Annotated in this window: 20 protein-coding genes; 12 read left to right on the forward strand and 8 right to left on the reverse strand. The window is 45.5% G+C overall.

The genetic code is table 11. The annotated features are described in order from the left end of the window. The 10 genes from tamL (at nucleotide 1) to rodA (ending at nucleotide 15,565) form a co-directional block, all read left to right on the forward strand. The gene (gene tamL / locus N5O98_RS21530; RefSeq protein ID WP_118161283.1) at nucleotides 1-2,343 is read left to right on the forward strand and encodes a translocation and assembly module lipoprotein TamL; all 2,343 of its coding nucleotides are present in this window, start codon (nucleotides 1-3) and stop codon (nucleotides 2,341-2,343) included. A 523-nt stretch (nucleotides 2,344-2,866) separates the two neighbouring features. Then, complete coding sequence (locus N5O98_RS21535; RefSeq protein ID WP_004299937.1) at nucleotides 2,867-3,778, forward strand: nucleotidyltransferase family protein; 912 nt, start codon at nucleotides 2,867-2,869, stop codon at nucleotides 3,776-3,778. Between the two features lie 142 nt (nucleotides 3,779-3,920). After that, nucleotides 3,921-5,876: an ABC-F family ATP-binding cassette domain-containing protein gene (locus N5O98_RS21540; RefSeq protein ID WP_004314402.1), complete on the forward strand. Its 1,956-nt coding sequence runs from the start codon at nucleotides 3,921-3,923 to the stop codon at nucleotides 5,874-5,876. A gap of 209 nt (nucleotides 5,877-6,085) precedes the next feature. Continuing rightward, nucleotides 6,086-8,122: a M13 family metallopeptidase gene (locus tag N5O98_RS21545; RefSeq protein WP_008776374.1), complete on the forward strand. Its 2,037-nt coding sequence runs from the start codon at nucleotides 6,086-6,088 to the stop codon at nucleotides 8,120-8,122. A 151-nt stretch (nucleotides 8,123-8,273) separates the two neighbouring features. Further along, complete coding sequence (gene purH, locus N5O98_RS21550; RefSeq protein ID WP_008645257.1) at nucleotides 8,274-9,797, forward strand: bifunctional phosphoribosylaminoimidazolecarboxamide formyltransferase/IMP cyclohydrolase; 1,524 nt, start codon at nucleotides 8,274-8,276, stop codon at nucleotides 9,795-9,797. 95 nt (nucleotides 9,798-9,892) lie between these two features. After that, nucleotides 9,893-10,915 (forward strand): rod shape-determining protein, encoded by a 1,023-nt coding sequence (locus N5O98_RS21555; protein ID WP_004304915.1) that lies wholly within the window; start codon nucleotides 9,893-9,895, stop codon nucleotides 10,913-10,915. Between the two features lie 7 nt (nucleotides 10,916-10,922). Continuing rightward, nucleotides 10,923-11,768 carry a rod shape-determining protein MreC gene (gene mreC / locus N5O98_RS21560; protein WP_004299942.1) on the forward strand — a complete coding sequence of 282 codons (846 nt, stop codon included), beginning with the start codon at nucleotides 10,923-10,925 and terminating at the stop codon, nucleotides 11,766-11,768. Next, on the forward strand, nucleotides 11,765-12,262 hold the full coding sequence (gene mreD / locus N5O98_RS21565; RefSeq protein WP_118161284.1) for a rod shape-determining protein MreD: 498 nt from the start codon (nucleotides 11,765-11,767) through the stop codon (nucleotides 12,260-12,262). The genes mreC and mreD overlap by 4 nt, the downstream gene beginning before the upstream one ends. A gap of 2 nt (nucleotides 12,263-12,264) precedes the next feature. Further along, on the forward strand, nucleotides 12,265-14,127 hold the full coding sequence (mrdA, locus tag N5O98_RS21570) for a penicillin-binding protein 2 (protein ID WP_004324644.1): 1,863 nt from the start codon (nucleotides 12,265-12,267) through the stop codon (nucleotides 14,125-14,127). Beyond that, complete coding sequence (gene rodA / locus N5O98_RS21575; protein ID WP_004304911.1) at nucleotides 14,108-15,565, forward strand: rod shape-determining protein RodA; 1,458 nt, start codon at nucleotides 14,108-14,110, stop codon at nucleotides 15,563-15,565. Before mrdA ends, rodA begins: the two co-directional genes overlap by 20 nt. Nucleotides 15,566-15,567: 2 nt before the next feature. On the opposite strand, the gene gldH is transcribed toward rodA, so the two are convergent. The 8 genes from gldH to N5O98_RS21615 form a co-directional block, all read right to left on the reverse strand. Next, nucleotides 15,568-16,041, reverse strand: coding sequence for a gliding motility lipoprotein GldH (gene gldH, locus N5O98_RS21580; RefSeq protein WP_008018384.1), 474 nt, complete (start codon nucleotides 16,039-16,041; stop codon nucleotides 15,568-15,570). After that, nucleotides 16,019-17,533, reverse strand: a complete 1,515-nt coding sequence (locus N5O98_RS21585; RefSeq protein WP_008776373.1) for a PSP1 domain-containing protein — start codon at nucleotides 17,531-17,533, stop codon at nucleotides 16,019-16,021. Before N5O98_RS21585 ends, gldH begins: the two co-directional genes overlap by 23 nt. 15 nt (nucleotides 17,534-17,548) lie before the next feature. Further along, nucleotides 17,549-18,673 (reverse strand): DNA polymerase III subunit, encoded by a 1,125-nt coding sequence (locus N5O98_RS21590; RefSeq protein ID WP_118161285.1) that lies wholly within the window; start codon nucleotides 18,671-18,673, stop codon nucleotides 17,549-17,551. A 1-nt stretch (nucleotide 18,674) separates the two neighbouring features. Next, nucleotides 18,675-19,628 carry a methylenetetrahydrofolate reductase [NAD(P)H] gene (metF, locus tag N5O98_RS21595; protein WP_004304907.1) on the reverse strand — a complete coding sequence of 318 codons (954 nt, stop codon included), beginning with the start codon at nucleotides 19,626-19,628 and terminating at the stop codon, nucleotides 18,675-18,677. Between the two features lie 91 nt (nucleotides 19,629-19,719). Continuing rightward, the gene (locus tag N5O98_RS21600) at nucleotides 19,720-20,901 is read right to left on the reverse strand and encodes a helix-turn-helix domain-containing protein (RefSeq protein WP_118161286.1); all 1,182 of its coding nucleotides are present in this window, start codon (nucleotides 20,899-20,901) and stop codon (nucleotides 19,720-19,722) included. Nucleotides 20,902-20,906: 5 nt separating this feature from the next. After that, nucleotides 20,907-22,097: an AraC family transcriptional regulator gene (locus N5O98_RS21605; protein ID WP_004310428.1), complete on the reverse strand. Its 1,191-nt coding sequence runs from the start codon at nucleotides 22,095-22,097 to the stop codon at nucleotides 20,907-20,909. Between the two features lie 12 nt (nucleotides 22,098-22,109). Then, a complete protein-coding gene (locus tag N5O98_RS21610; protein ID WP_004310427.1) occupies nucleotides 22,110-22,526 on the reverse strand; it encodes an AraC family transcriptional regulator in 417 nt (138 codons plus the stop codon). After that, the gene (locus tag N5O98_RS21615; RefSeq protein WP_147398959.1) at nucleotides 22,486-23,298 is read right to left on the reverse strand and encodes a hypothetical protein; all 813 of its coding nucleotides are present in this window, start codon (nucleotides 23,296-23,298) and stop codon (nucleotides 22,486-22,488) included. Before N5O98_RS21615 ends, N5O98_RS21610 begins: the two co-directional genes overlap by 41 nt. Nucleotides 23,299-23,602: 304 nt before the next feature. Between N5O98_RS21615 and N5O98_RS21620 the strand changes: the two genes are divergently transcribed. Next, nucleotides 23,603-24,712 carry a DUF3575 domain-containing protein gene (locus N5O98_RS21620; protein WP_004310425.1) on the forward strand — a complete coding sequence of 370 codons (1,110 nt, stop codon included), beginning with the start codon at nucleotides 23,603-23,605 and terminating at the stop codon, nucleotides 24,710-24,712. A 21-nt stretch (nucleotides 24,713-24,733) separates the two neighbouring features. Continuing rightward, nucleotides 24,734-25,642, forward strand: a complete 909-nt coding sequence (locus N5O98_RS21625) for a FimB/Mfa2 family fimbrial subunit (protein WP_004310424.1) — start codon at nucleotides 24,734-24,736, stop codon at nucleotides 25,640-25,642. The last annotated feature ends 24 nt before the right edge of the window (nucleotides 25,643-25,666 follow it).

The following is a 25,666-nucleotide window of genomic DNA, read 5'->3' on the forward strand; positions in this document are numbered from 1 at the left end:
ATGAAAGGGATATATAATAACATATTAGCAAGTTGTCTGATGGGTCTCATCTTATTTTCGGGTTGTTCGGTGACAAAGCATCTGCCCGAAGGGGAGGTACTTTATACAGGAGGAAAAACTGTCATACAGAATAAGTCGACAACACCGGTAGGAGGGACGGCTCTGACAGAGATTGAGGCGGCCCTTGATAAAACTCCCAGTACGAAGATGTTGGGAGGGCTTCTGCCTATTCCTTTTAAGATGTGGATGTACAATGACTTTGTGAAATATAAAAAAGGATTTGGAAAGTGGATGTTCAACCGTCTGGCTGCTAACCCTCCGGTATTTATTTCCACTGTCAATCCGGAGGTTCGTATCAAGGTGGCTACAAACTTACTCCGTGATTATGGTTACTTCAATGGAAAAGTGACTTATGAAACATTGGTTGATAAGAAAGACAGCCTGAAAGCAAGTATTCTTTATACGGTAGACATGAAGAATCCTTATTTTATAGATACGGTTTATTATCAGCGTTTCACTCCCCAAACGTTGCGCATTATGGAACGGGGACGTCGAATGTCTTATATAAGTCCCGGCGAGCAGTTTAACGTGGTCGATCTGGATGAGGAGCGTACCCGTATCAGTACGCTGTTGCGTAACCGGGGATATTTTTACTTCCGTCCCGATTATATGACTTATCAGGCAGATACGACATTGGTTCCCGGTGGACATATCAGCCTTCGTCTGATTCCCGTTCCGGGATTACCCGCTGCGGCACAACGTCCTTACTATGTAGGAGATGCCTCTGTTTACCTGTTTGGCAAGGATGGTGAGGCGCCCAATGACAGCATGATGTATAAGAATCTGAATATACATTATTATAAGAAATTGCAGGTACGTCCGAATATGCTTTATCGTTGGTTGAACTATCAACAGTTTGTGCGGAATGCACAGATGCGGGCTTCCAATCGCACCCGTCTTTACAGTCAGTATCGACAGGAGCAGGTGCAGGAGAAACTTAGCCAGTTGGGAATCTTCAGTTATCTGGATTTACAATATGCTCCGAAAGATACGACAGCCGTTTGTGATACGCTGAACGTAACCATGCAGGCCACGTTTGCCAAGCCGCTGGACGCCGAACTGGAATTGAATGTCGTAACCAAAAGTAACGACCAAACCGGGCCCGGAGCATCATTCGGCGTCACTCGGAACAATGTATTCGGAGGTGGCGAAAGCTGGAACGTGAAGCTGAAAGGCTCTTATGAATGGCAAACCGGCGGAGGAGAAAAAAGTTCTTTGATGAACAGTTGGGAGATGGGAGTTTCCACCTCTCTGACTTTCCCGCGCGTGGTTTTCCCGCATTGGGGGAAAAGGGAGTTTGACTTCCCGGCTACCACTACATTCCGTCTATACATCGACCAGTTGAACCGTGCCAGGTATTATAAACTGTTGTCATTCGGCGGAAATGCTACCTACGATTTCCAGCCGACACGTACAAGCCGGCATAGTATCACCCCTTTTAAACTGACATTCAACGTCCTTCAACACCAATCGGAAGAGTTCAGGGAAATTGCCGATGCCAATCCTGCATTATATATCAGTTTGAAAGACCAGTTTATTCCTGCTATGGAATATACCTATACCTATGATAATGCTTCCGCACGCGGTATTAAAAATCCGATTTGGTGGCAATCGACTGTAACCTCTGCCGGTAACCTGACCTCGGTGATTTACCGTGCTTTTGGTCAGTCTTTCAGCAAAGAGGACAAACGTTTGCTGAACGTCCCTTTCGCACAGTTTGTGAAACTGAATACGGAATTTCGCCATTTGTGGAATATGGACAAGAATAATAAGATTGCTTCCCGTGTAGCTTTGGGCGCTCTCTTCGCCTACGGTAATGCAACGATAGCCCCTTACAGCGAACAATTCTATGTGGGTGGTGCCAACAGCATCCGCGCTTTTACAGTACGTAGCATCGGTCCGGGCGGATACCATCCGGCAGAAAGCCGCTACTCTTACCTCGACCAGACGGGTACTTTCCGTTTTGAGGCAAATGTAGAATATCGTTTCCGTATCTTTAAGAGCATTTGGGGAGCCACTTTCCTGGATGCAGGAAACGTCTGGTTGATGCGCAAGGATGAGGCCCGTCCCAATTCACAACTCGAACTGAAAACGTTCCCGAAACAGATCGCTTTGGGCACCGGTGTCGGTATTCGTTATGATATGGATATTCTTGTGTTCCGTCTTGATTTCGGTATTCCTTTGCATCTGCCTTACGATACAGAACGAAGCGGATATTACAATGTCACAGGATCCTTTATGAAGAATCTGGGAATACATTTTGCTATCGGTTATCCCTTCTAACGTTCTTTCTTTGTCTTGAAACAAAGAAAGAACCAAAGAAAATTCAAGGCTGCGTTTTTCCGGCTACTCCGGTGTTCTCTCCGGCTAAAGGGCAGAAACTCGCTTCGCTCAAACAGTCTGCCCTTTTTAACGCTGGAGAAAACGCCTGCGCTTAACGCCGGAAAAACGAGGCCGATCCCCTTTCGGCGTGTTTGCTGCATAGGTTAATGAATTACCGGATTTCTAGATTTGTCATTGATGTACTTTTGATTCTGCATAGGTTTACATGCCGAAAGGTTTTCCGACCTACTTTTTTCTCCGTTAAGCGAACACCCGTAACGAAGTGTTAAAAGGGCAGATTGTTTGAGCGAAGCGAGTTTCTGCCCTTTAGCGTAGTGAAGGGTGTGAGTAGGAGAAAAAAGTCAGTCTTGAATTTTTCTTTGTTTCTTTCTTTTGTTTCAAGACAAAAGAAAGAAAGTTTTTGTAAATTTGCAACGAAATCTGATGCCGTTGACATCACTAACCTTTTAATATTACACAATTTATGAAACCAACTTTATTCTTATTGGCAGCCGGTATGGGTAGCCGTTATGGAGGCTTGAAGCAATTAGACGGACTGGGTCCTAATGGCGAAACTATTATGGATTACTCAATCTATGATGCTATCAATGCCGGATTTGGCAAACTTGTATTTGTAATCCGCAAAGATTTTGAACAAGATTTCCGTGATAAAATTATTTCCAAATACGAAGGTCACATTCCTTGCGAACTGGTATTTCAATCAATTGACGATCTTCCGGAAGGCTTTACTTGCCCGGCAGACCGTACCAAACCTTGGGGTACTAACCATGCAGTAATGATGGGTGCTGATGTGATTAAAGAACCGTTTGCAGTGATTAACTGTGATGACTTCTATGGTCGTGATTCTTTCCAAGTGATGGGTAAATTCCTTTCTGCTCTTCCTGAAAATTCAAAGAACGTTTATTCAATGGTAGGTTTTCGTGTAGGAAATACATTGAGCGAAAGCGGTACGGTATCTCGTGGTATCTGTAGTACAGATGCTAAAGGATTGTTGACATCTGTAGTAGAACGTACGAAGATTCAACGTTTGGACGGTGAAGTGAAATATATCGGTGATGATGGCGAATGGACGGCTACTCCCGATACGACTCCGGTAAGTATGAACTTCTGGGGCTTTACTCCTGATTACTTCGCTTACAGCCAGGAATTCTTCAAGACTTTCCTTAGCGATCCGAAGAATATGGAAAACCTGAAGAGCGAATTCTTCATCCCATTGATGGTAGATAAATTGATTAATGACGGAACTGCCACTGTTGAAGTACTGGATACTACCAGCAAGTGGTTCGGCGTCACTTATCCGGAAGACCGTCAGAGCGTAGTAGACAAGATTCAGGCATTGGTAGATGCTGGTGAATATCCTGCTAAGTTGTTCTAAAGAAGAGCCATTGATTAAGATAGAGAGCAGCCATTCATAAGAATGACTGCTTTTTTTGTTTTTCATAACGTATCATACTAAGTAGTATCTAATAAATATTCAGTATCTTTGCAGTCCAAAATGTTATAAATCAGAAGCAGAAGTGATTTCAGTAGAAGGATTATCAGTAGAATTTAATGCGACGCCGCTTTTTGAGGACGTCAGCTATGTAATTAATAAGAAAGACCGCATTGCATTGGTCGGAAAAAATGGTGCCGGCAAATCAACCATGCTGAAGATATTGGCAGGTTTGCAGTCACCGACACGCGGAGTGGTAGCTACTCCGAAAGATGTAACCATCGGATATTTGCCACAGGTCATGATTCTTTCCGACAACCGGACGGTGATGGGAGAGGCAGAACTGGCATTCGAACATATATTTGAGCTTCAGGCGAAGTTGGAACGGATGAATCAGGAACTGGCGGAACGGACAGACTATGATTCGGAAGAATATCATCAGTTGATAGACCGTTTCACGCATGAAAACGACCGCTTCCTGATGATGGGCGGTACGAACTTTCAGGCGGAAATCGAACGGACACTTCTTGGATTGGGATTCAGCCGGGAAGATTTTGAGCGCCCTACTTCGGAGTTTTCCGGTGGATGGCGTATGCGTATCGAATTGGCAAAACTGCTTTTACGACGCCCGGACGTGCTTTTGCTCGATGAGCCGACCAATCACCTTGATATTGAAAGTATCCAATGGTTGGAAAACTTTTTGTCTACACGTGCCAATGCAGTCGTATTAGTCAGCCATGACCGTGCTTTCCTGAATAACGTAACTACCCGCACCATCGAAATCACTTGCGGTCAGATTTACGACTACAAAGTGAAGTACGATGAATTTGTAGTCTTGCGTAAAGAACGCCGTGAGCAACAGCTCCGTGCTTACGAAAATCAGCAGAAACAAATACAGGATACAGAAGACTTCATCGAACGCTTCCGCTATAAAGCAACGAAAGCCGTACAGGTGCAAAGCCGTATCAAGCAACTGGAAAAGATAGACCGCATCGAAGTAGATGAGGAAGATAATTCCGCCTTGCGTTTAAAATTCCCTCCAGCCAGTCGTAGCGGAAACTATCCTGTGATTTGCGAAGATGTGCGCAAAGCGTATGGCAGCCATGTCGTTTTCCATGATGTCAACCTGACTATCAACAGGGGAGAGAAAGTGGCTTTCGTCGGGAAGAACGGAGAGGGTAAGTCTACCTTGGTGAAATGTATCATGGACGAGATTGATTTCGAAGGCAAACTAACGATCGGACATAATGTACAAATCGGTTATTTTGCGCAGAACCAGGCACAAATGTTGGATGAGAACCTGACTGTATTTGATACGATTGACCGGGTAGCGACAGGAGATATCCGTCTGAAGATACGTGATATACTGGGAGCTTTCATGTTTGGAGGCGAAGCTTCGGATAAAAAGGTGAAAGTCCTTTCCGGAGGAGAACGTACGCGATTGGCGATGATTAAACTTCTGCTGGAACCCGTAAATCTACTGATTCTGGACGAACCGACCAATCATTTGGATATGCGTTCGAAAGATGTTTTGAAGGAAGCTATCCGCGAATTTGACGGAACAGTGATTCTTGTCAGCCACGACCGTGATTTTCTGGATGGACTTGCGACTAAAGTATATGAGTTTGGCGGTGGACTTGTAAAAGAACACCTTGGAGGTATCTATGAATTCTTGCAAAAGAAAAAGATAGATAGCTTGAACGAGCTTCAGAAAGGAGCGGGATTGTCGGCTTCTCCTACGGCTTCAGCTAAAGGTAATGAACCTGAAACCGTTCAGCCTTCGGAGAATAAGCTCTCTTACGAAGCCCAGAAAGAACTTAATAAGAAGATTAAGAAACTCGAACGCCAAGTGGCGGACTGCGAAGCCTCAATAGAGGAAACCGAATCCGCGATTGCTATCGTAGAAGCGAAGATGGCAACTCCCGAAGGAGCTTCGGATATGCAGCTCTATGAACGGCATCAAAAACTGAAGCAACAGTTGGATGGCATTGTTGAAGAGTGGGAACGGGTTTCGATGGAACTGGAAGAAACGAAAAATTAGAACAAAACGCATACTTCCGGGCAGTATGTGAGAGAAACGTTATACCTCGGTAGAAGGTATTCCTGGCGGGTATCTGTTTCTCGGTGTCGAAACAGGTGTTTCTCGTTGAGGAACGAGGCGTTCCTCGGTGTCGGTCACCTTCTTCCTCGGTGCCGGACTGCGGGTAGGATGATTGTTGATTAGAGAGACTATTTAATTATTTATACAATATGAAAGTAACCAAGTATTTACCAATTCTTGCCGTATGCCTTATGACAACAGGATGTAACAGTAAGAAAGAGGCCGTGCTGACGTCCGGTATCGACCTTGCTAATCTGGATACCACGGCTATGCCGGGTACAAGTTTTTATCAATATGCCTGTGGAGGTTGGGTGAAAGATCATCCGCTGACAGACGAGTATTCACGTTTCGGTACATTCGACATGTTGCGCGAAAACAGTCGTGAACAACTGAAAGCATTGATTGCCGAATTGGCAGCGAAGAAAGATAATGCACCGGGCAGTGCTGCGCAGAAAGTAGGCGATCTTTATAATATCGCAATGGATAGCGTGAAGCTGAACCAGGAAGGTGTAGCTCCGATCAAAGCAGAACTGGCAGCCATTGACGCTCTCAAGGATAAAGGAGAAATCTATGCATATATCGCTGAGAGCCAGAAGAAAGGCATCCGTCCTTACTTCACCATGTTCGTAAGTGCAGATGATATGAACAGTTCCATGAATATCGTACAGACCTATCAAGGTGGTATCGGAATGGGACAGCGTGACTATTATCTGGAGAATGACGAGCAGACTAAAAATATCCGTAATAAATATCAGGAACATATCGCCAAAATGTTCCAGTTGGCAGGTTATGATGAGGCTACTGCACAGAAAGCGGTGAAAGCAGTGATGAACATCGAAACTCGCTTGGCGAAAGCAGCTCGTTCACAAGTGGAATTGCGTGATCCTCATGCTAATTATAACAAGATGGATAGGGCGACGCTGAAAAAGAACTTCCCGACTTTTGACTGGGATACTTATTTCACCGTTTCCGGTTTGAAAGATTTGGAAGAAGTGAACGTAGGTCAGCCTGCTGCCATGAAGGAAGTAGCCGATGTGATTAATACCGTATCACTGGACGATCAGAAATTGTACCTCCAATGGGGATTGATAGATGCTGCCGCTTCTTATCTAAGCGATGATTTTGAAGCACAAAACTTCGACTTCTACAGTAGGACAATGTCTGGTAAGAAAGAAATGCAACCTCGCTGGAAACGTTCCGTGAGCACCGTAGATGGTGTACTTGGCGAAGTGGTAGGACAGATGTATGTAGAGAAGTACTTCCCGGCTGCTGCCAAAGAACGTATGGTTACACTGGTGAAGAACCTGCAAACTTCTTTAGGAGAACGTATCAAAGGTTTGGAATGGATGAGTGAACCGACCAAGGAAAAAGCGTTGGAGAAACTGGCAACCTTCCATGTAAAAATAGGTTATCCTGATAAATGGAAAGATTACTCCGCACTGGAGATCAAAGATGATTCTTACTGGGCAAATATCGAGCGTGCCAACGAATGGGATTACAACGAAATGATTGCCAAAGCCGGCAAACCGGTAGACAAGGATGAATGGTTGATGACTCCTCAAACAGTGAACGCTTATTATAACCCGACTACCAATGAAATCTGCTTCCCGGCAGCTATCCTGCAACCTCCGTTCTTCGATATGAATGCGGACGATGCTATGAACTACGGTGCAATCGGCGTGGTAATCGGCCATGAAATGACTCATGGATTTGACGATCAGGGACGTCAATATGACAAAGACGGAAACCTGAAAGACTGGTGGACAGAAGAAGATGCTAAAAAGTTCGAAGAACGGGCACAGGTGATGGTTAACTTCTTTGACAGTATTGAAGTCGCTCCGGGCGTACACGCAAACGGTAGCCTGACACTTGGAGAGAACATTGCCGACCACGGAGGTTTGCAAGTTTCTTTCCAGGCATTCAAGAATGCAACAGAAGCCGCACCGCTGGAAATTATTGACGGATTTACTCCGGAACAACGTTTCTTCCTAGCTTACGCTAATGTGTGGGCAGGAAATATCCGTCCGGAAGAAATTCTCCGATTAACCAAACTTGATCCTCACTCATTAGGCAAATGGCGTGTGGACGGTGCTCTTCCTCATATCCAGAATTGGTATGAAGCATTCAAAATCACCGAACAGGATTCGATGTTCGTACCTAAAGAAAAACGAGTATCTATTTGGTAATAGTTTTTGAATAGAGAACATATATGCGAAGAGGCGTTGATTTTCCGTTGAGGAGAGTCAACGCTTTTTTTTATTAATTCACACCTTATTTATTACGTACGATAAACAATATTTCGTAACTTTGCACACCAAATACTTAATAAGCAATTCAATGTCAGAGTCTAAAAGAATAAAAACTGCATTGGTATCTGTATACCATAAAGAAGGTTTGGATGAAATTATTACCAAACTTCATGAAGAGGGAGTAGAGTTCTTGTCAACAGGCGGAACTCGTCAGTTTATTGAATCATTGGGATATCCTTGCAAGGCAGTGGAAGATTTGACCACTTATCCTTCTATTCTCGGTGGTAGAGTAAAGACATTACATCCGAAAATTTTCGGAGGTATTCTTTGTCGTCGTGGTCTGGAACAGGATATGCAACAGATTGAGAAATATGAAATTCCCGAGATAGATCTGGTTATTGTTGATTTGTATCCGTTCGAAGCTACCGTAGCTTCCGGTGCATCTGAAGCAGACATTATTGAAAAAATCGATATAGGCGGAATCTCACTGATTCGTGCCGCAGCCAAGAACTACAACGATGTAATCATCGTAGCTTCTCAAGCTCAATACAAACCATTATTGGATATGTTGATGGAGCACGGCGCTACTTCTTCACTCGAAGAACGTCGCTGGATGGCTAAAGAAGCATTTGCCGTTTCTTCTCACTACGATTCGGCTATTTTCAATTATTTCGATGCCGGCGAAGGTTCTGCTTTCCGTTGCTCTGTTAATAGCCAGAAGCAACTTCGTTACGGTGAAAACCCACATCAGAAAGGTTATTTCTACGGAAATCTGGAAGCAATGTTCGACCAGATTCACGGAAAAGAAATCTCTTATAACAATCTTCTCGACATCAACGCAGCCGTTGATCTGATCGACGAATTCGATGACCTCACTTTCGCTATCCTGAAACACAACAACGCTTGCGGATTAGCTTCCCGTGCTACAGTTTTGGAAGCTTGGAAAGACGCATTGGCCGGTGATCCGGTTTCTGCTTTCGGAGGTGTATTGATTACGAATGGTGTCATCGACAAAGAAGCTGCGGAAGAAATCAACAAGATTTTCTTCGAAGTGGTTATCGCGCCGGATTATGATGTGGATGCACTCGAAATCCTGGGACAGAAAAAGAACCGCATCATCCTCGTTCGTAAGGAAGCTAAATTGCCTAAGAAACAATTCCGTGCTTTGCTGAATGGCGTATTGGTGCAGGATAAAGATACTAATATTGAAACGGTAGCCGACCTGAAAACCGTGACAGACAAAGCTCCTACTCCGGAAGAAGTGGAAGATATGTTGTTTGCCAACAAAATTGTAAAGAACAGCAAATCCAACGCCATCGTATTGGCAAAGGATAAACAACTTCTTGCAAGCGGTGTAGGACAGACTTCACGTGTAGACGCATTGAAACAAGCAATTGAAAAAGCCAAATCATTCGGTTTCGACCTGAATGGTGCAGTAATGGCTTCCGATGCCTTCTTCCCGTTCCCCGATTGTGTGGAAATTGCAGATAAAGAAGGTATTACGGCTGTTATCCAACCGGGAGGTTCGGTAAAAGACGATTTATCATTTGCTTATTGCAATGAGCACGGTATGGCGATGGTGACTACCGGTATCCGTCATTTTAAACACTAATATTAATGAAGAATGAAGAACTAATAATGAAGAATGACTGCACGTGACAGCATCCTCATTCTTAATTCTTCATTCTTAATTCTTCATTTAAAAATATGGGATTATTTTCTTTTACACAAGAGATAGCAATGGACTTGGGCACAGCCAATACTATCATCATCACGAACGGAAAAATCGTGGTGGATGAGCCTTCGGTTGTAGCTCTGGATCGCCGTACAGAAAAGATGATTGCCGTGGGGGAAAAGGCGAAGTTGATGCATGAAAAAACCCACGAAAACATACGTACCATCCGTCCGTTGAGAGACGGAGTGATTGCCGACTTCTATGCTTGCGAGCAGATGATGCGCGGTTTGATAAAGCAGGTGAATACTCGCAACCATTTGTTTTCACCTTCTCTTCGCATGGTGATTGGCGTTCCTTCGGGGAGTACGGAAGTTGAACTCCGTGCTGTCCGTGACTCTGCGGAACATGCTGGCGGTCGTGATGTTTATTTGATTTTCGAGCCGATGGCTGCGGCAATCGGTATCGGCATCGACGTGGAAGCTCCGGAAGGAAACATGATTGTCGATATAGGTGGTGGATCTACGGAAATTGCCGTTATCTCTTTGGGAGGTATCGTTTCCAACAACTCCATCCGTACTGCCGGTGATGACCTGACGGAAGATATTCGCGAATACATGAGCCGTCAGCACAATGTGAAAGTCAGCGAGCGTATGGCAGAACGTATCAAAATCAACGTGGGTGCTGCTTTAACCGAACTGGGTGAAGACGCTCCGGAAGATTATATCGTTCATGGTCCGAACCGTATCACAGCTCTTCCGATGGAAGTGCCTGTATGCTATCAGGAAGTGGCTCACTGTTTGGAGAAATCTATTTCAAAGATCGAAACGGCTATCTTGAGTGCATTGGAAAATACGCCTCCTGAACTGTATGCTGATATTGTACACAATGGTATCTATCTCTCCGGAGGTGGTGCATTGCTTCGTGGACTGGATAAGCGTTTGACCGACAAGATCAACATTCCTTTCCATATTGCGGAAGATCCTTTGCACGCAGTTGCCAAAGGTACAGGTGTGGCATTAAAGAACGTAGACCGTTTCTCTTTCTTAATGAGATAAACCGGGAATGAGGAATTTATTAAACTTCCTTCTGAAATACAATTACTGGTTCCTCTTCATCTTATTGGAGGTAGCCAGTTTTGTTTTGTTATTTCGGTTCAACCGTTATCAGCAGAGTGCATTCTTCACTTCTGCCAATACGGTTGTGGGGGCGGTTTATGAAGTTTCGGGAGGGATTTCCTCTTATTTTCATCTGAAATCGGTCAATGAAGATCTGTTGGATCGCAACATGGTGCTCGAACAACAGATCACTAATCTGGAAAAAGCATTGAGAGAGCAGCAGCTCGATTCTATGGCCATCAACAGCATCCGGCAGGTGCCGCAAGCAGATTATCAGTTGTTTAAAGCGCATGTGATAAAGAACAGTTTGAATCTGGTTGATAATTATATCACGCTTGATAAAGGTTCCTCTTCTGGTATTCGCTCCGAAATGGGAGTGGTGGATGGTAATGGGATTGTAGGGATTGTTTATGAAACCTCTCCTTCCTACTCGGTGGTGATTTCGGTACTGAACAGCAAGTCGAATATCAGTTGCAAGATTATCGGCAGTGATTATTTCGGCTACCTGAAATGGGAACATGGAGATTCGCGCTATGCTTATCTGAAAGACTTGCCTCGACATGCAGAGTTTAATTTGGGAGATACAGTCGTTACCAGTGGTTTCTCCACCGTCTTTCCCGAAGGTATAATGGTGGGGACGGTAGATGATATGTCCGACTCTAATGACGGACTTTCCTATCTGTTGAAAATCAAGCTGGCTACTGATTTCGGTAAGTTGAGTGACGTTCGGGTGGTAGCCCGGACAGGTCAGGAAGAACAGAAGAAACTTGAAAACAAGGTGATGAAAGAATGATTATTACTTATATACATAGAATCGGATGGTTTATCGGCTTGGTACTTCTTCAGGTGCTAATCCTTAATAGTGTACATATTGCCGGCTATGCTACTCCTTTTCTCTATATCTATTTTATTCTGAAATTCAGCTCCGGCACTTCCCGGAATGAACTGATGCTGTGGGCTTTTTTCTTCGGGCTGACCATTGATATATTCTCCGATACTCCGGGAATGAATGCGGCAGCTACCGTGCTGCTAGCCTTTCTTCGTCCCTCTTTACTTCGTCTGTTCACGCCCCGTGATAATCCGGACAGCCTTATTCCCTCTTTCAAGACGATGGGAATCAGTCCTTTCTTAAAATATACTACTGCAAGTGTTTTTGTGCACAGTCTGGCATTACTCTCCATTGAGTTCTTCTTATTTACCAGCATTTGGCTGTTACTGTTGCGAGTGCTTCTTTGCACTATTCTGACTGTAACCTGTATCATAGCTATAGAAGGGATTAAGAAGTAACGATGGCAAAAGATTATATCTTAGAGAAGCGCAAATTTGTAATCGGAGGCATTGCTATCTCCATTGTTTTGATTTATCTGATACGTCTTTTTGTATTGCAGATTACGACTGATGACTACAAGAAGAATGCTGACAGTAACGCTTTTCTGAATAAGATCCAGTACCCCTCGCGTGGCGCTATTTATGATCGGACCGGTAAACTGTTGGTATTCAACCAGCCGGCATACGACATAACGATCGTGCCAAAGGAAATAGAGAATCTGGACACACTCGATTTATGCCAATCGCTGAATATCACCCGTGCACAGTTTCTCAAAATAATGAGCGATATGAAAGACCGTCGCCGCAATCCGGGGTATTCCCGCTATACCAACCAGTTGTTTATGTCGCAACTTTCGGCGGAAGAATGTGGTGTCTTTCAGGAAAAGCTGTTTAAGTTTCGTGGCTTTTATATCCAACGGCGTACCATCCGTCAATATTCGTACAATGCTGCCGCCCATGCTTTGGGAGATATCGGAGAAGTCTCCGCAAAAGAAATGGAAGCGGATGAAGAAGGATACTACATCCGTGGGGATTATGTCGGCAAGTTAGGAGTCGAGAAATCGTATGAAAAGTACCTGCGTGGCGAGAAAGGAATTGAGATTTTGCTTCGTGATGCACACGGTCGTATCCAGGGGCATTATATGGATGGTGAATATGACCGTCCTTCCGTTCCCGGCAAGAATCTGACATTGAGTTTGGATATTGACTTACAGATGCTGGGCGAACGTTTATTAAAGAATAAGATTGGAAGCATTGTGGCTATTGAACCGGAGACCGGAGAAATCCTTTGTCTGGTATCCTCTCCCAATTATGACCCGCATTTGATGATTGGCCGCCAACGTGGCAAGAACCATCTGGCCTTGCAACGTGATATGACCAAACCGCTTTTGAATCGTGCTCTGATGGGAGTGTATCCTCCGGGATCTACGTTCAAAACAGCGCAAGGACTGACGTTTCTGCAAGAAGGAATTATCACTGAACAAAGTCCGGCATTTCCTTGCTCACATGGATTCCATTACGGAAGATTGACAGTAGGCTGTCATGCTCACGGATCTCCCTTGCCATTGATTCCGGCTATTGCTACATCGTGCAACTCCTATTTCTGTTGGGGATTGTTCCGTATGTTTGGCGATCGTAAATACGGTTCGCCACAAAACGCCATTACGGTCTGGAAAGACCACATGGTTTCGCAAGGATTTGGCTACAAACTGGGAGTTGATTTGCCGGGAGAGAAACGGGGGCTGATTCCGAATGCGCAGTTCTACGATAAAGCTTATCGCGGACATTGGAACGGACTGACAGTAATCAGTATCTCTATCGGACAGGGGGAAATTCTATCCACTCCCCTTCAGATTGCTAACTTGGGAGCAACGATTGCTAACAGAGGATACTTTGTGACACCGCATATTGTAAAGGAAATCCAAGATAATCAGTTGGACAGCATCTATCGCGTACCACGTTATACCACTATTGAGAAAAGACATTATGAATCAGTCGTAGAAGGGATGCGTGGCGCAGCCACCGGAGGAACTTGCCGTATGCTGTCAGTGATGGTTCCGGATTTGGAAGCCTGTGGAAAAACGGGTACTGCGCAGAACCGCGGACACGACCACTCGGTATTTATGGGCTTTGCTCCGATGAACAAACCGAAGATAGCTATTGCCGTCTATGTAGAGAACGGCGGATGGGGGGCTACTTACGGAGTTCCTTTCGGCGCACTGATGATGGAACAGTATTTGAAAGGCAAGCTCTCGCCGGAGAACGAGTTGAGGGCGGAAGAATTTAGTAACAGAGTGATATTATATGGTAACGAGGAACGATAGTTTGTGGAAAACGCTGGACTGGGTAACGATTTTTATTTACCTGCTCCTGATTGTTGGCGGATGGTTTAGCGTCTGCGGAGCCAGCTATGACTATGGCGAACGCGACTTCCTCGACTTCTCGACCCGTGCCGGCAAGCAGTTTGTATGGATTATCTGTTCCTTCGGACTCGGATTCGTGCTGTTGATGCTGGAAGACCGTATGTATGATATGTTCGCGTACATTATATATGTGGGGATGATTCTCTTGCTCATTGTTACCATCTTCATAGCGCCGGACACCAAAGGATCACGCTCCTGGCTTGTCATGGGGCCTGTGAGCCTGCAACCCGCCGAGTTTGCCAAGTTCGCTACGGCTTTGGCGTTGGCCAAATACATGAATTCTTATTCATTCAGTATCAAGAAAGAAAAGTGTGCCTTTATCCTGGGATTCATCATTCTTCTCCCGATGTTATTGATTATCGGGCAGCGGGAGACAGGGTCTGCATTGGTTTATCTTGCTTTTTTTCTGGTGCTTTATCGTGAAGGAATGCCGGGAGTAGTGCTTTTTGCGGGCGTATGTGCGGTAATCTACTTTGTGGTCGGCATTCGTTTTGATGAAGTCTTTATCGCCGATACTCCTACACCACTGGGAGAATTTATCGTATTACTATTGATCTTATTATTTGCCGGTGGTATGGTGTGGGTATATCGTAAGAAATGGTCTGCTACCCGCAATATCATTGGTGGAAGTTTGGCTATATTACTGATTGCTTATTTAATATCCGAATATTGGGTACATTTTAGCCTCGTTTGGGTGCAATGGGCACTTTGTATTGTGGTGATAGGCTATCTGATTTATTTGGCATTAAGTGAGCGGCAGCGTACTTATTTCCTGATTGCCCTGTTTACAATCGGTTCTGTCGGCTTCCTGTATTCCAGTAACTATGTATTTGATAATGTGCTCGAACCTCACCAGCAAGTCCGTATCAAAGTAGTGCTCGGTTTGGAAGAAGATTTGACCGGTGCCGGATATAATGTGAATCAGTCCAAGATTGCCATCGGTTCCGGTGGGTTGACAGGAAAAGGATTCCTGAATGGTACGCAAACAAAATTAAAGTACGTGCCCGAACAGGATACCGACTTTATATTCTGTACAGTGGGTGAGGAGCAAGGATTTGTCGGTTCGGCTGCTGTCCTGTTGGCTTTCCTTATTTTGATCTTACGATTAATCTTCCTGTCCGAACGGCAGACTTCCAACTTTGGGCGGGTTTATGGATATTCGGTTGTCAGTATTTTCCTTTTCCACTTATTTATTAATATCGGTATGGTGCTGGGGTTAACTCCGGTTATCGGTATTCCATTGCCTTTCTTCAGCTATGGAGGTTCTTCTTTATGGGGATTTACGATATTGCTGTTTATCTTCCTGCGTATTGATGCAGGACGTGGCAGAAGACTCTAATCTTACTGCTTCTCAATACGGATACCTACATCGCTCAATCCTTGTAACTTTTCATCTTTCATTCCGCTCATAATTTTAATAGTATAATTTGTAGGATGTAAAGGGCGAACAGATGTAATAAAAGTTTCCGATTGGTAAATGCTTCCCCATCCGTGTCCCGTCCATCTTCCGGTAGAGTCAGCCAGGCAGAAAGCAATGGTATCAGTGCGCCATACCGTAGAATCCTGTAGATTCTGACTGATAAATAAATGGAGGTCATGATAAGGATATTCGATACTGTTGCGGACTTCCGCAAAAAGCCGGAGAGTAGTGGGAACGCTGTCAGTTATGGGAATCTGAAAAGAGAGTGTATCACTCTTTCCCCATCCCTTGTTGGGAAGGGATTGATAAGAGTGATACACTGTATGTTCATTGCAGGCTGTCAGTAAGCAAGCGCTGAATAGACTCAATATACTATTCTTGAGTAGGCTTTTCATTAGTTGACTGTTTCTCCTGATTCTGATTTCTTTCCGGTCTGGAAGGACGCTCGTGGTTGGGACGACGTTCTTGACGTTCCTGTCCTTGCTGTTCGCGTTGACGGTCTTGTTGCTGCGGACGTTCCTGATTCGACCGTTCCTGTCCTTGTGGACGTTCCTGATTTGATCCTCTTTCCGGACGTCTGTTTTCGTTGTTCCGTCCTTGGTTCTGTCCTCTGTTCCGGTTGTTGTTATTGTTATTTCTCGGGCGGTTGTCTCTTTCCCCTCTGTTGCCGTTTTCTGACTGTTGCGGGCGGTTTTCATTTTCCCGTTGAGGTTGTTGCGGACGATTGCCGCCTTCTGCTTGCTGTTGCGGGCGGTTTCCGTTATTATTGTTTCCTTTCTTCTTCTTTTTATTATTCCGGTTAGCGTTATTGCCGCCCTCTTTATTATTCCGGCTGCGGTCGAAACGGGTAACACTTTCCTGTTCCAGCAAATCAACTGGTTTTCTCGGTTCCGGTTTCTTTTCTTCTTCGAGCAAGCTGTCCGGTTTCATCCCTTTCTTATTCATGGAGATTACTTCGAACGCACGTTTGCCGCTGATAGTGACCAGATTGGCTGGGAAGTTTTTATCCGTAGAATAAGAAACCTGATTGCTTAGAATATCCGCTTTGAAGAAATAGAAAGTACCATCCTTCGTTTCCAGTTCTATCTCTCTCGAAGGGAGACGTTTTTGAGCTTCCACGTAACAGTCCACCTCATAATTCAGGCAGCATTTCAGCTTGGCACATTGTCCGGCAAGTTTCTGCGGATTTAATGAGATGTCCTGAAAACGGGCTGCACTGGTAGAAACAGAGACGAAGCTCGTCATCCACGTAGCGCAGCAAAGTTCGCGTCCGCAAGGGCCGATACCGCCGATGCGTCCTGCTTCCTGACGGGCACCGATTTGTTTCATTTCGATACGTACGCGGAATGCTTCGGCCAATACTTTAATCAGCTGCCGGAAGTCTACCCGCTCATCGGCGATATAGTAGAAAATAGCTTTGTTGCCATCTCCCTGATACTCCACGTCTCCGATTTTCATATCCAGATTGAGATTCAACGCAATCTGACGCGCACGAATCATCGTTGCATGTTCTTTGGCTTTGGCTTCGTTGAACTTTTCCATATCTACCGGCTTGGCTTTCCGATAGACACGTTTGATTTCCGTATCTGCTTTGAAGTTTGCTTTCTTCATTTGCAGGGGAACGAGCCGGCCGGTCAATGTAACCACGCCGATGTCATGGCCGGGAGCCGCTTCAACGGCAACTACATCTCCTTTTTCCAGTTTAATCTTGTTGCTGTTTCGAAAATATCCCTTCCGGGTATTTTTGAATTGCACTTCCACCATGTCACTCTCTTCCGCATTGCCCGGAATGTCCGCCAGCCAATCGTAGGTGTTCAGCTTTTTATCTTGTCGGGAGCATCCTTTGCAGCAAAGGCCACCGCTTCCATTATGAAGTTTATATTCCATAAGTTTATATATTTATTATTGCTTCAACAGTACAATCATCTTCAGCGAGAAGTTGAAGAATACCATTTTAGCATTTACATTCTGTTCTATATGTAGTTGCGCTTCGCTTAATTCGTCCATGATGCCCATCACGTTACGTTCGTTGACAAAAGGCGCAAAGCGGGTTGCAAAATTCTGTTCATTGATAGTCATATACGTCAAGTTGCGCTGGTGCAGGTTGAAGATAAAATTCTCCCGAATCATGCGCTGGCAATATTCCAGGAAGTTCTTCTGACGTTCACGTCCCATGCCCGCCACTTGCTCGCTCCACATTTTCATCTCCTTGATTTTCCGTTGGTAAGACAACCGCATCAGGCTGACAAACAAGTCAAAAAACAACTGGTTCTCTTCATTCAGATGAATTGTTTCGAGTGCCTTGATAAAATTCCCGTTTGCCAGATGGGCAATGGAAATACTGTCGGCAGGCAAAATGTTATATTTAGTCTGTAATACCCGGTCGATGCTGGCTTTATCAATCTTCCGTACATTCATGCGCTGGGTACGGCTTAGGATAGTGGGCAGAATCATGTCCGGCGCTTCCGATACCAATAAGAAAACCGTTTTTTCGGGCGGTTCCTCAAGCAACTTCAGCAGTTTGTTGGCACACACCGGATGCATTTTTTCCGGCAGCCATACAATCGTAATCTTAAATCCCCCTTCACTGGATTTCAAACTAAGTTTTTTCAGAATCTCGTCACTCTCTTTGGCATAGATCAATGCTTGTGAGTTTTCCGCATCCATCTCTCCCAACCAGTGATTGAGATTAAAGTAAGGATGATTGATAACAAACGGTCGCCAGTCGGCTATATAATCATCGCATACTTCCTTTTTCCCCTTTGCGCTTTTCACGATAGGGAATACGAAATGTACGTCGGGATGCACCAATTTATTGAATTTCACGCAGGACGGACACGTTCCGCAGGCATCAGTCTCCCCCCGATTAGTGCAACTGATGTAACGTGCGTATGCAATAGCCAACGGCATTTTCCCGACCCCTTCCGGTCCGCAAATAAGCTGGGCATGTGGAATACGCCCCTCATTTACTTCCTGAATGAGCCGTTGCTTGATTTCTTCTTGTCCGATTACGTCTCTGAAAAACATATCAATAAATGATTTTGGCTACTTCTTTGATACTGTCTACTGCTCCGATAGAGTAGAAATGAATACTCGGCACTCCGTGAGCCATCAACTCCTTGCACTGGGCTACACACCATTCGATACCTACTTGCTCGGCTTCCGCGTCATTTTTGCATTTCAAAGCCTCTTTCACTAAGTCTTCCGGCAAGTCCACTTTGAAAGTCTTTGGAATCATGCTCAATTGAGACAGCTTCTTGAACGGTTTGATTCCCGGAATGATAGGTATATTGATACCTGCCGCCTTCGCCTGCTCCACAAATTCAAAATATTTCCTGTTATCGTAGAACAACTGTGTCACGGCATATTCCGCCCCGTTCTCCACTTTTTTCTTCAGCCAGTAAAGGTCAGTCTCGATATTAGGCGCTTCTTCGTGCTTCTCCGGATAACAAGCCACCCCGTAAGAAAATGGCGTACTGCTGACTTTCATCTCCGAACCGTCCACAAAAATACCTTTATTGAAATTATTGATTTGCTCCTGCAACTCGATAGCATGATGGTATCCGTCACCTTCCGGTGTAAATACCGACTCATGTTTCGCTTTGTCACCACGCAACACCAGTAATTCCGTGATATTCAGAAATTGCAGGTCGAGCAACACATACTCGGTTTCTTCACGTGTGAATCCGCTGCACAAAATATGTGGGACTACCGTAATATTGTATTTATTCTGGATGGCGGCAGCCACGGCAACCGTTCCCGGACGCCTTCTCAAGCGGTTTCTCTGAAACAATCCGTTACCGAGGTCTTTATACACATATTCGCTGCGGTGGGTAGTGATATTGATATATTTCGGGTCAAATTCCCGAAGCGTATCGATTGTCTGATATAACTTTTCTATTCCCGTTCCTTTCAGCGGTGGAAGTATCTCGAAAGAAAAAGCAGTTTTCTTGTTGCTATGTATTAAATCAATTACTTTCATTCTTTTTTTGCTAATGTTCGTTATCTACTTGGATTAAACGTGCATATTGGGACAAAAATACGAAAAAAGAAAGATTTCTTCTTGATTTACTCTAAAATAGTTTTGTTTTTATCGCACTATTGTCGGACTTTTCTGTCTTCCGGCTTTCGATGTATTCCTGTGGCGTGCATCCGGCAATCTCCTTAAACTGTTTAAAAAAGGTGGTACGGCTCTTAAAACCGGAAATTGCATGAAGCGTATCGCAGTTGATAACGCCTTTGTTCAATTCGATCAGGTGAAGTATATACTCCACACGGAAACGGTTGATAAGTGTATAGAAATTCACCTCAAACTCTTTGTTGATAAAACGGGAAAGCGCATAATGATTTGTCTGCAACGCTTGTGCCACCTCTTTCAGCGAAAGTTCCGGATTCAGATAAGGCTTTTTATGATTAAAATATTCCAGCAATTGTATTTTGAGTTTTGCTTGCTTGTCATCCGTGGTGACAGGTAACTCTTCCACTTCCTTGAAGCTCTTCTTCTTCGGCTCAATATCCACCGGTGGAATCGCGCTCTGGCGGGAACCATACCAGAACAGTGTCCACACCGCTCCCAAAGAAACGACATTGAACAGCATTTTGTATCCGGCGGAAGTGTTCACCATCCAGAGTATATCGAGGATACCCATGATAATAAACAAATAAATCGTAATGCTCACCCACGAAAGGGTAATCCCTCCCACAAAAGAATAACTGTTGACGATAAACTTACGGTAATCACGGTAGATACGTAGTATAAAAACCCCCATCCAGGTATAAAAAAGAAGGATGCAACAGATAGTCAGAAGGTGGAAAACCATCGGCAGCGAAGATAAATCCGCCAACCTGTGGATACCCTGAACCGGTTGAAAACGGGCAGAAAACGTGCCGGGCAACAGGACAAATATAGAAAATAGCGCCCAGCCCCCACTAAAATAAAGCATATATTTCCGGGTAAGCAATTGGGGACGCATCAGTGAAACATAGTAAAACAGAATGACGATGGAATTTGCCGTGGAAAAGATAAAATTGACCGGGCGGAATATTTCGCTATGGCTCGCGCTGAAATAGCGGTCGAACAGGAAACTGGCAGCCATGCCGGTTCCGAATGTAACTAAGACAAGAGCCAACCACGTTTGCGAAGGAGTTCGCCGACGGTTGGCAAGTAGGGCGAATGCAGCCATAAAAGCACTCACGATAGGGGTATAATAAAGAAATATGCCCAAGTCTCCGTAATAACTCGTAATATTATTCATCTTGCTTACTGTTTATATGTTGTTTGTTTTCCAGTCTCTGGAAAACATGATCTATTTTCCTTCTCCGCCATCCTCTTTACACGTTGATAGCTGCGAAAATTGCTGAATCCTGCCAGGCAGGCGCGTTCCTCTTCGGGAAGGCGGGAGCAGGCCGGGTCGTTGCGCAACGCTTCCATTTCACGAAGGCGTAGCATATTGATATAACGGGAGAAATTCATTCCATATTCGCGGTTGATAAACCGGGAGATATACGTTCGGTTCGTGTGAAAAGCCTGCATCAGATCCGTTATCCGTAAATCGGGATTCAGATACGGGCGATGTTCATATATATATTTTTCAAACTTTTTCCGTTTATACGCCCGCTCCGATTCAGTTTCTTTTTCCATTTCCATTTCGGCATCTTCCTTTGATTCTGTTTCTATTTCTTCTCCCGGATAATAAATAACCACGAAATTCCCGACAGCCATATTGTAACAGACCACAGCGTGCTGCGCTACCAGCAACAATTGGGGAATCAGCAGCAACAGCGACGCTATCAGTATCTTTTTGGAGAAAATGGCCGAAAGCAGAGAAGGAGGAACCAGGCTGAACGAAATAAGCAGCAAAAGTGTCACCCAAGCCAACGAAGTGCGGTCGGCATTGGCAGAATAGTCGGATATAGAACGGCGGTAAGCCAGCAACCGCCACCAGGCAAGGGCGGTGTAGGCTATGTTCCATATTCCCCGTAGCAGCAGGCGGGCGGTAAAGAAACGGGAGTAGGCTTCGTAACCGGGCGCAACTTCTCCCCGCGATGTGACAATATACACTTGCGTTTCAAAAGGCACGAAAGCCGACCATACGGCGAATGTGCCGACTATCACCAAAGGAAAAATATAGTGGATTCTTGAGAACGGTTTTTCTCCGGGCAACCGGGTAAGTGTATAGATAAACTGGTAGAAGACCACCTGGCTCCAAAATACAATCAGATAATAAAGGATATTGATACGCACATACAGCAAAGGGAGATAGACATAGACGAGCGAGCATATCCACCCTAAGCTCACCAACAGGAAGTATGACACCAGCAGGCGGTGCAGTGTTCCCTCTTCTGATTTGGCATGGGTATGGCGGAAAAGGACAAGCATAATCGCGCACCCCAATGAAGAAATAATGGGGGCACAAAAGCCGGTGTATTGCAAAAACTCTTTCGTAATCATGTCGCTGCGTATTTAACTTTCCTGATTGTAAACCTTCTTTTTAATTCTAAGATAAGTCTGGTAGTTGGGAAATCCGGCTCTCGCATAGAGTTTGGTTGCCGCTTTTTTCCGGTTACTGGGCAGGTTCATCAGCCGTTCGAATTCGCGAAGCCGCAGCCGGTTGATATATCCGTTGAAGCCGCAGCCATACGTTTCATTGATAAAACCGGAAAGATAACTGCGGTTGGTGTTGAAAAGCTCCATCAGGTCGGCTAACCGGAGTTGCGGATTCAGATATAATTTTCTCCCGACGACTTGCTGTTCAAAGAGTTTACGGTTGAGAGGTGCCGGTTCTACCTTCACGGGAACACCGGTTTGTGTCCAGCGGGTATATGTACGATGCCTTCCGCTACCGTTTCTTTGCTCGAAAAGTTGTTCCCTGGAAGGCATTTTCAGGGGAATAGGAGCAATAGTGAGCGGCAGGAAGAGCAACGACCTTCGATTGAAGGTGTGGCAACAGAGATGAATGGCCTGTATCCAGGCCGCGACAATCGCTATGGATAAAGCGGCTACCGCTACCTGGCGGCACGTCGTCAGGCAGAACGCTCCCGACCAAATGATGGTGAGACTGCATAGGAAAACGGAAATGTGAAACCATTTCTTCCACAAAACACTTTTTGGCCCGTTTTGGCGGTAACATATTGCCAGCTTTCGGAATACGAGCGACATATATAGGATGGCAAGGGCGAACTGTACCAACGGAATCGTTTTGAAGATAAAGGTAGTGACCGGATAACCGGCAACAGTCCTTTCCACCACCAATTGCAGGCGGATGGCGGGCGGGGACAATATAAAAGAAGGCGCAAAAACCGAGAGCGGACAGAACCGGAAAGAGGTAATGTCTGCTGAAGTGAGAAGTTTCCTTGTTTTCCGTATTGGTCAGCAGGTAAACGAAACGATAATAGAGGACGGGAGCTATGTAAAGGGAAAAAACAGTGAGTGGTAATATCTGTATGGCAATCTTCGGCAATGCCACTCCGGTAGCCACTCCGGTACCAATAAAAATAAACATCAGGAAGTAACACATAAGCATCCTCTTGACATGTGTTTCACGGACGGTCACACTATCCTGTAAGGAAATAGCTTCGATAATCGTCCCCACTACTGCTGTAAAAAGCGGTACGAAACAAGTGAAAAGCAAGATAAGTGTTCTGTTGTCCATGAGGTTTGTGTATCTGTTTTGCAAATTTAATAAAATGAATAATACCTTCGTTGATTTATCTCAAAAAACACCTTATATGGGCTAAAATACAACCAGACGTACTAAAAAACGCAACCAGACGTACTGAAACAACTAAACGTACTAAGAAAAATGCAAGATTTACTTTTTGATATAGGTTTTATTTACCTTTTTGTTAAGAGAACCCAAAGCATGCCTTTAACTTTGTTGTCAGGTGATTTATATCCTATTGATGCCCTATAAATAACATTACATATTTAGAGTGAAATAAATAAAAATGAACCTTATGAAACAATTACAAGAAAAACTGCTGGCTCTGCTTCTTATATTCATATTATCCGGAGCAACAGCTTCCGCACAGAAAGCAGAAGACAAAGTAATCACTTTCCGTTTTCTTCCGGGCGAGGAGATGTTTATCCTTGCGGGCAATGAGGCGGAACTTGAAAGGCTCTATGGATTGATAGACCATCACAAGGCGGAGATTGCGAAAGGTAACCTGCCCGTTTATGTGGACGGCTACTGTGCTTCGCTGTCCACCACTAAAGAGAATCTGAACACGGCATTCGCCCGTGCCAATCGCGTGAAGTCGGAACTTATTATCCGCAAAGGGCTGAAAGAAGCGGATTTCATCACCGCCAATTGCGCGCGTGCGTATGAGGATAATAAGGATATAGTGGTAGTGACGCTCCGTATCCCTTCGGCTAAGGCTATGCCGGAGACGACACCCGTCAAAGAAAGAGTAAAACGGGAAGAACCCCAACCAAAACAAGGAGTTGTGGAGCAAAAAACGGAAACCGCCGTGGAGCAACCATCCGAACCCTCCGCAGCGGAGCAACAGACTGCCCTTGTATCAGAGCAACGCATCCGGGAGACGGAACAGCCTTATTGGTTTGCCGTCCGCACGAATGTGTTGTATGACGCCTTCCTGCTTCCTACGCTTGGCGTGGAATGGCGGGTGAATGAGAATGTCGGCATCAAGCTGGACGGCAGCCTCTCGTGGTGGGGCGGTGAGCGTGATAAAGTACAGAAGATGTGGCTCGTCAACCCTGAAGTACGCTGGTACCTTTTGGATAAAAAACATTTTTACGCTGGAGTCTCGGGCAGCTATGGGGAATATAATATATATAAGTATATGTTGGGCGGTATCGTTTCAAAGGATACCGGCTATCAGGGTAAGCTATGGAATGCGGGCGTGACGTTGGGTTACCAATTATCCCTCTCCCGCAGTTTCTCCCTCGACTTCAACCTCGGCCTGGGCTATACCCGTTCCGAATATGACAGCTTCGGCATGACCGATGGCGTGCGCGTATATAAGAAACGGAATGAGAGCAAGAACTTCTGGGGGCCCACACAAGCAGGCATCAGCCTCGTATGGACTATGGGAAGCAACAAGTAGAATCATCTAAAACCAACGAATATGAAAAGAAACATCAGACAATGTCTTATCGTAGCAGCCACAGCGCTATCCTTTGCCGCCTGCGACGTGAAAGACCCCATCTACAACACCCCGCATCCGGAGCAAGGGGCAATTACCCTCGTTACCGACTGGAGCGGCATCGGCGAGGGACTGACCGCACCCGCAAGCTATACGGTAGAAGCCGGTGACTACTCCGCCATCCTCATCGGCACCACGAACCTGCTCGAACCTCTTTTTGAACCGGGCAGCTACCATCTGCATGTCTACAACACGCCGCAGCACATCACCATGAGCGGCAGCGTGGCAACCGTCGCCGGGGCTTCGGGTAACGTGGACGGAGCGGGTCCCTTCGTGCAGGAGATGCCGGGCTGGTTGTTTACGGGCGTGACGGAAACTATGATAGAAGCGGACACCGACCACACCCTTACCGTTGCGATGCAGCAGCAAGTACGCCAACTGACGCTCTTCATCGAGCCGACGGGCAGTACCACGGACAGGATAGAGCGAATCGAAGGCTACCTTTCGGGGGTTGCCTCGACGCTGGATATGGATAACGGCACGCATGGTACGCCGCTGAACGTGGCACTGGCGTTTGCGAAAGTAACGGAAGGAGCCAATGCCGGAAAATGGGCGGCCACGGTGCGCCTGCTCGGCGTGGCGGGTGTGCAGCAGAAGCTGGATGCCAAACTCTACTTTGCAGGAGACAGTCCAAAGCCGGTCACTCTCGACAGTGACCTCACCACGGAGCTTGCCACCTTCAACGCCGACAAGCATAAGCCACTCGCCTTGGGCGGGAAAATAGTGGAAACACCTACGGAAGCGGACTTCTCCGCCACCATTACCGACTGGACACCGGGCAATGGCGAAGACGGCGAAAACGGCTCGGCCGGAATGGAAACGAACAATTGAATCAATAATGCTAAGAATGTAAGA

It is taken from the genome of Bacteroides sp. LFL-34, from assembly GCF_027257075.1.
Classification (GTDB): domain Bacteria; phylum Bacteroidota; class Bacteroidia; order Bacteroidales; family Bacteroidaceae; genus Bacteroides; species Bacteroides ovatus.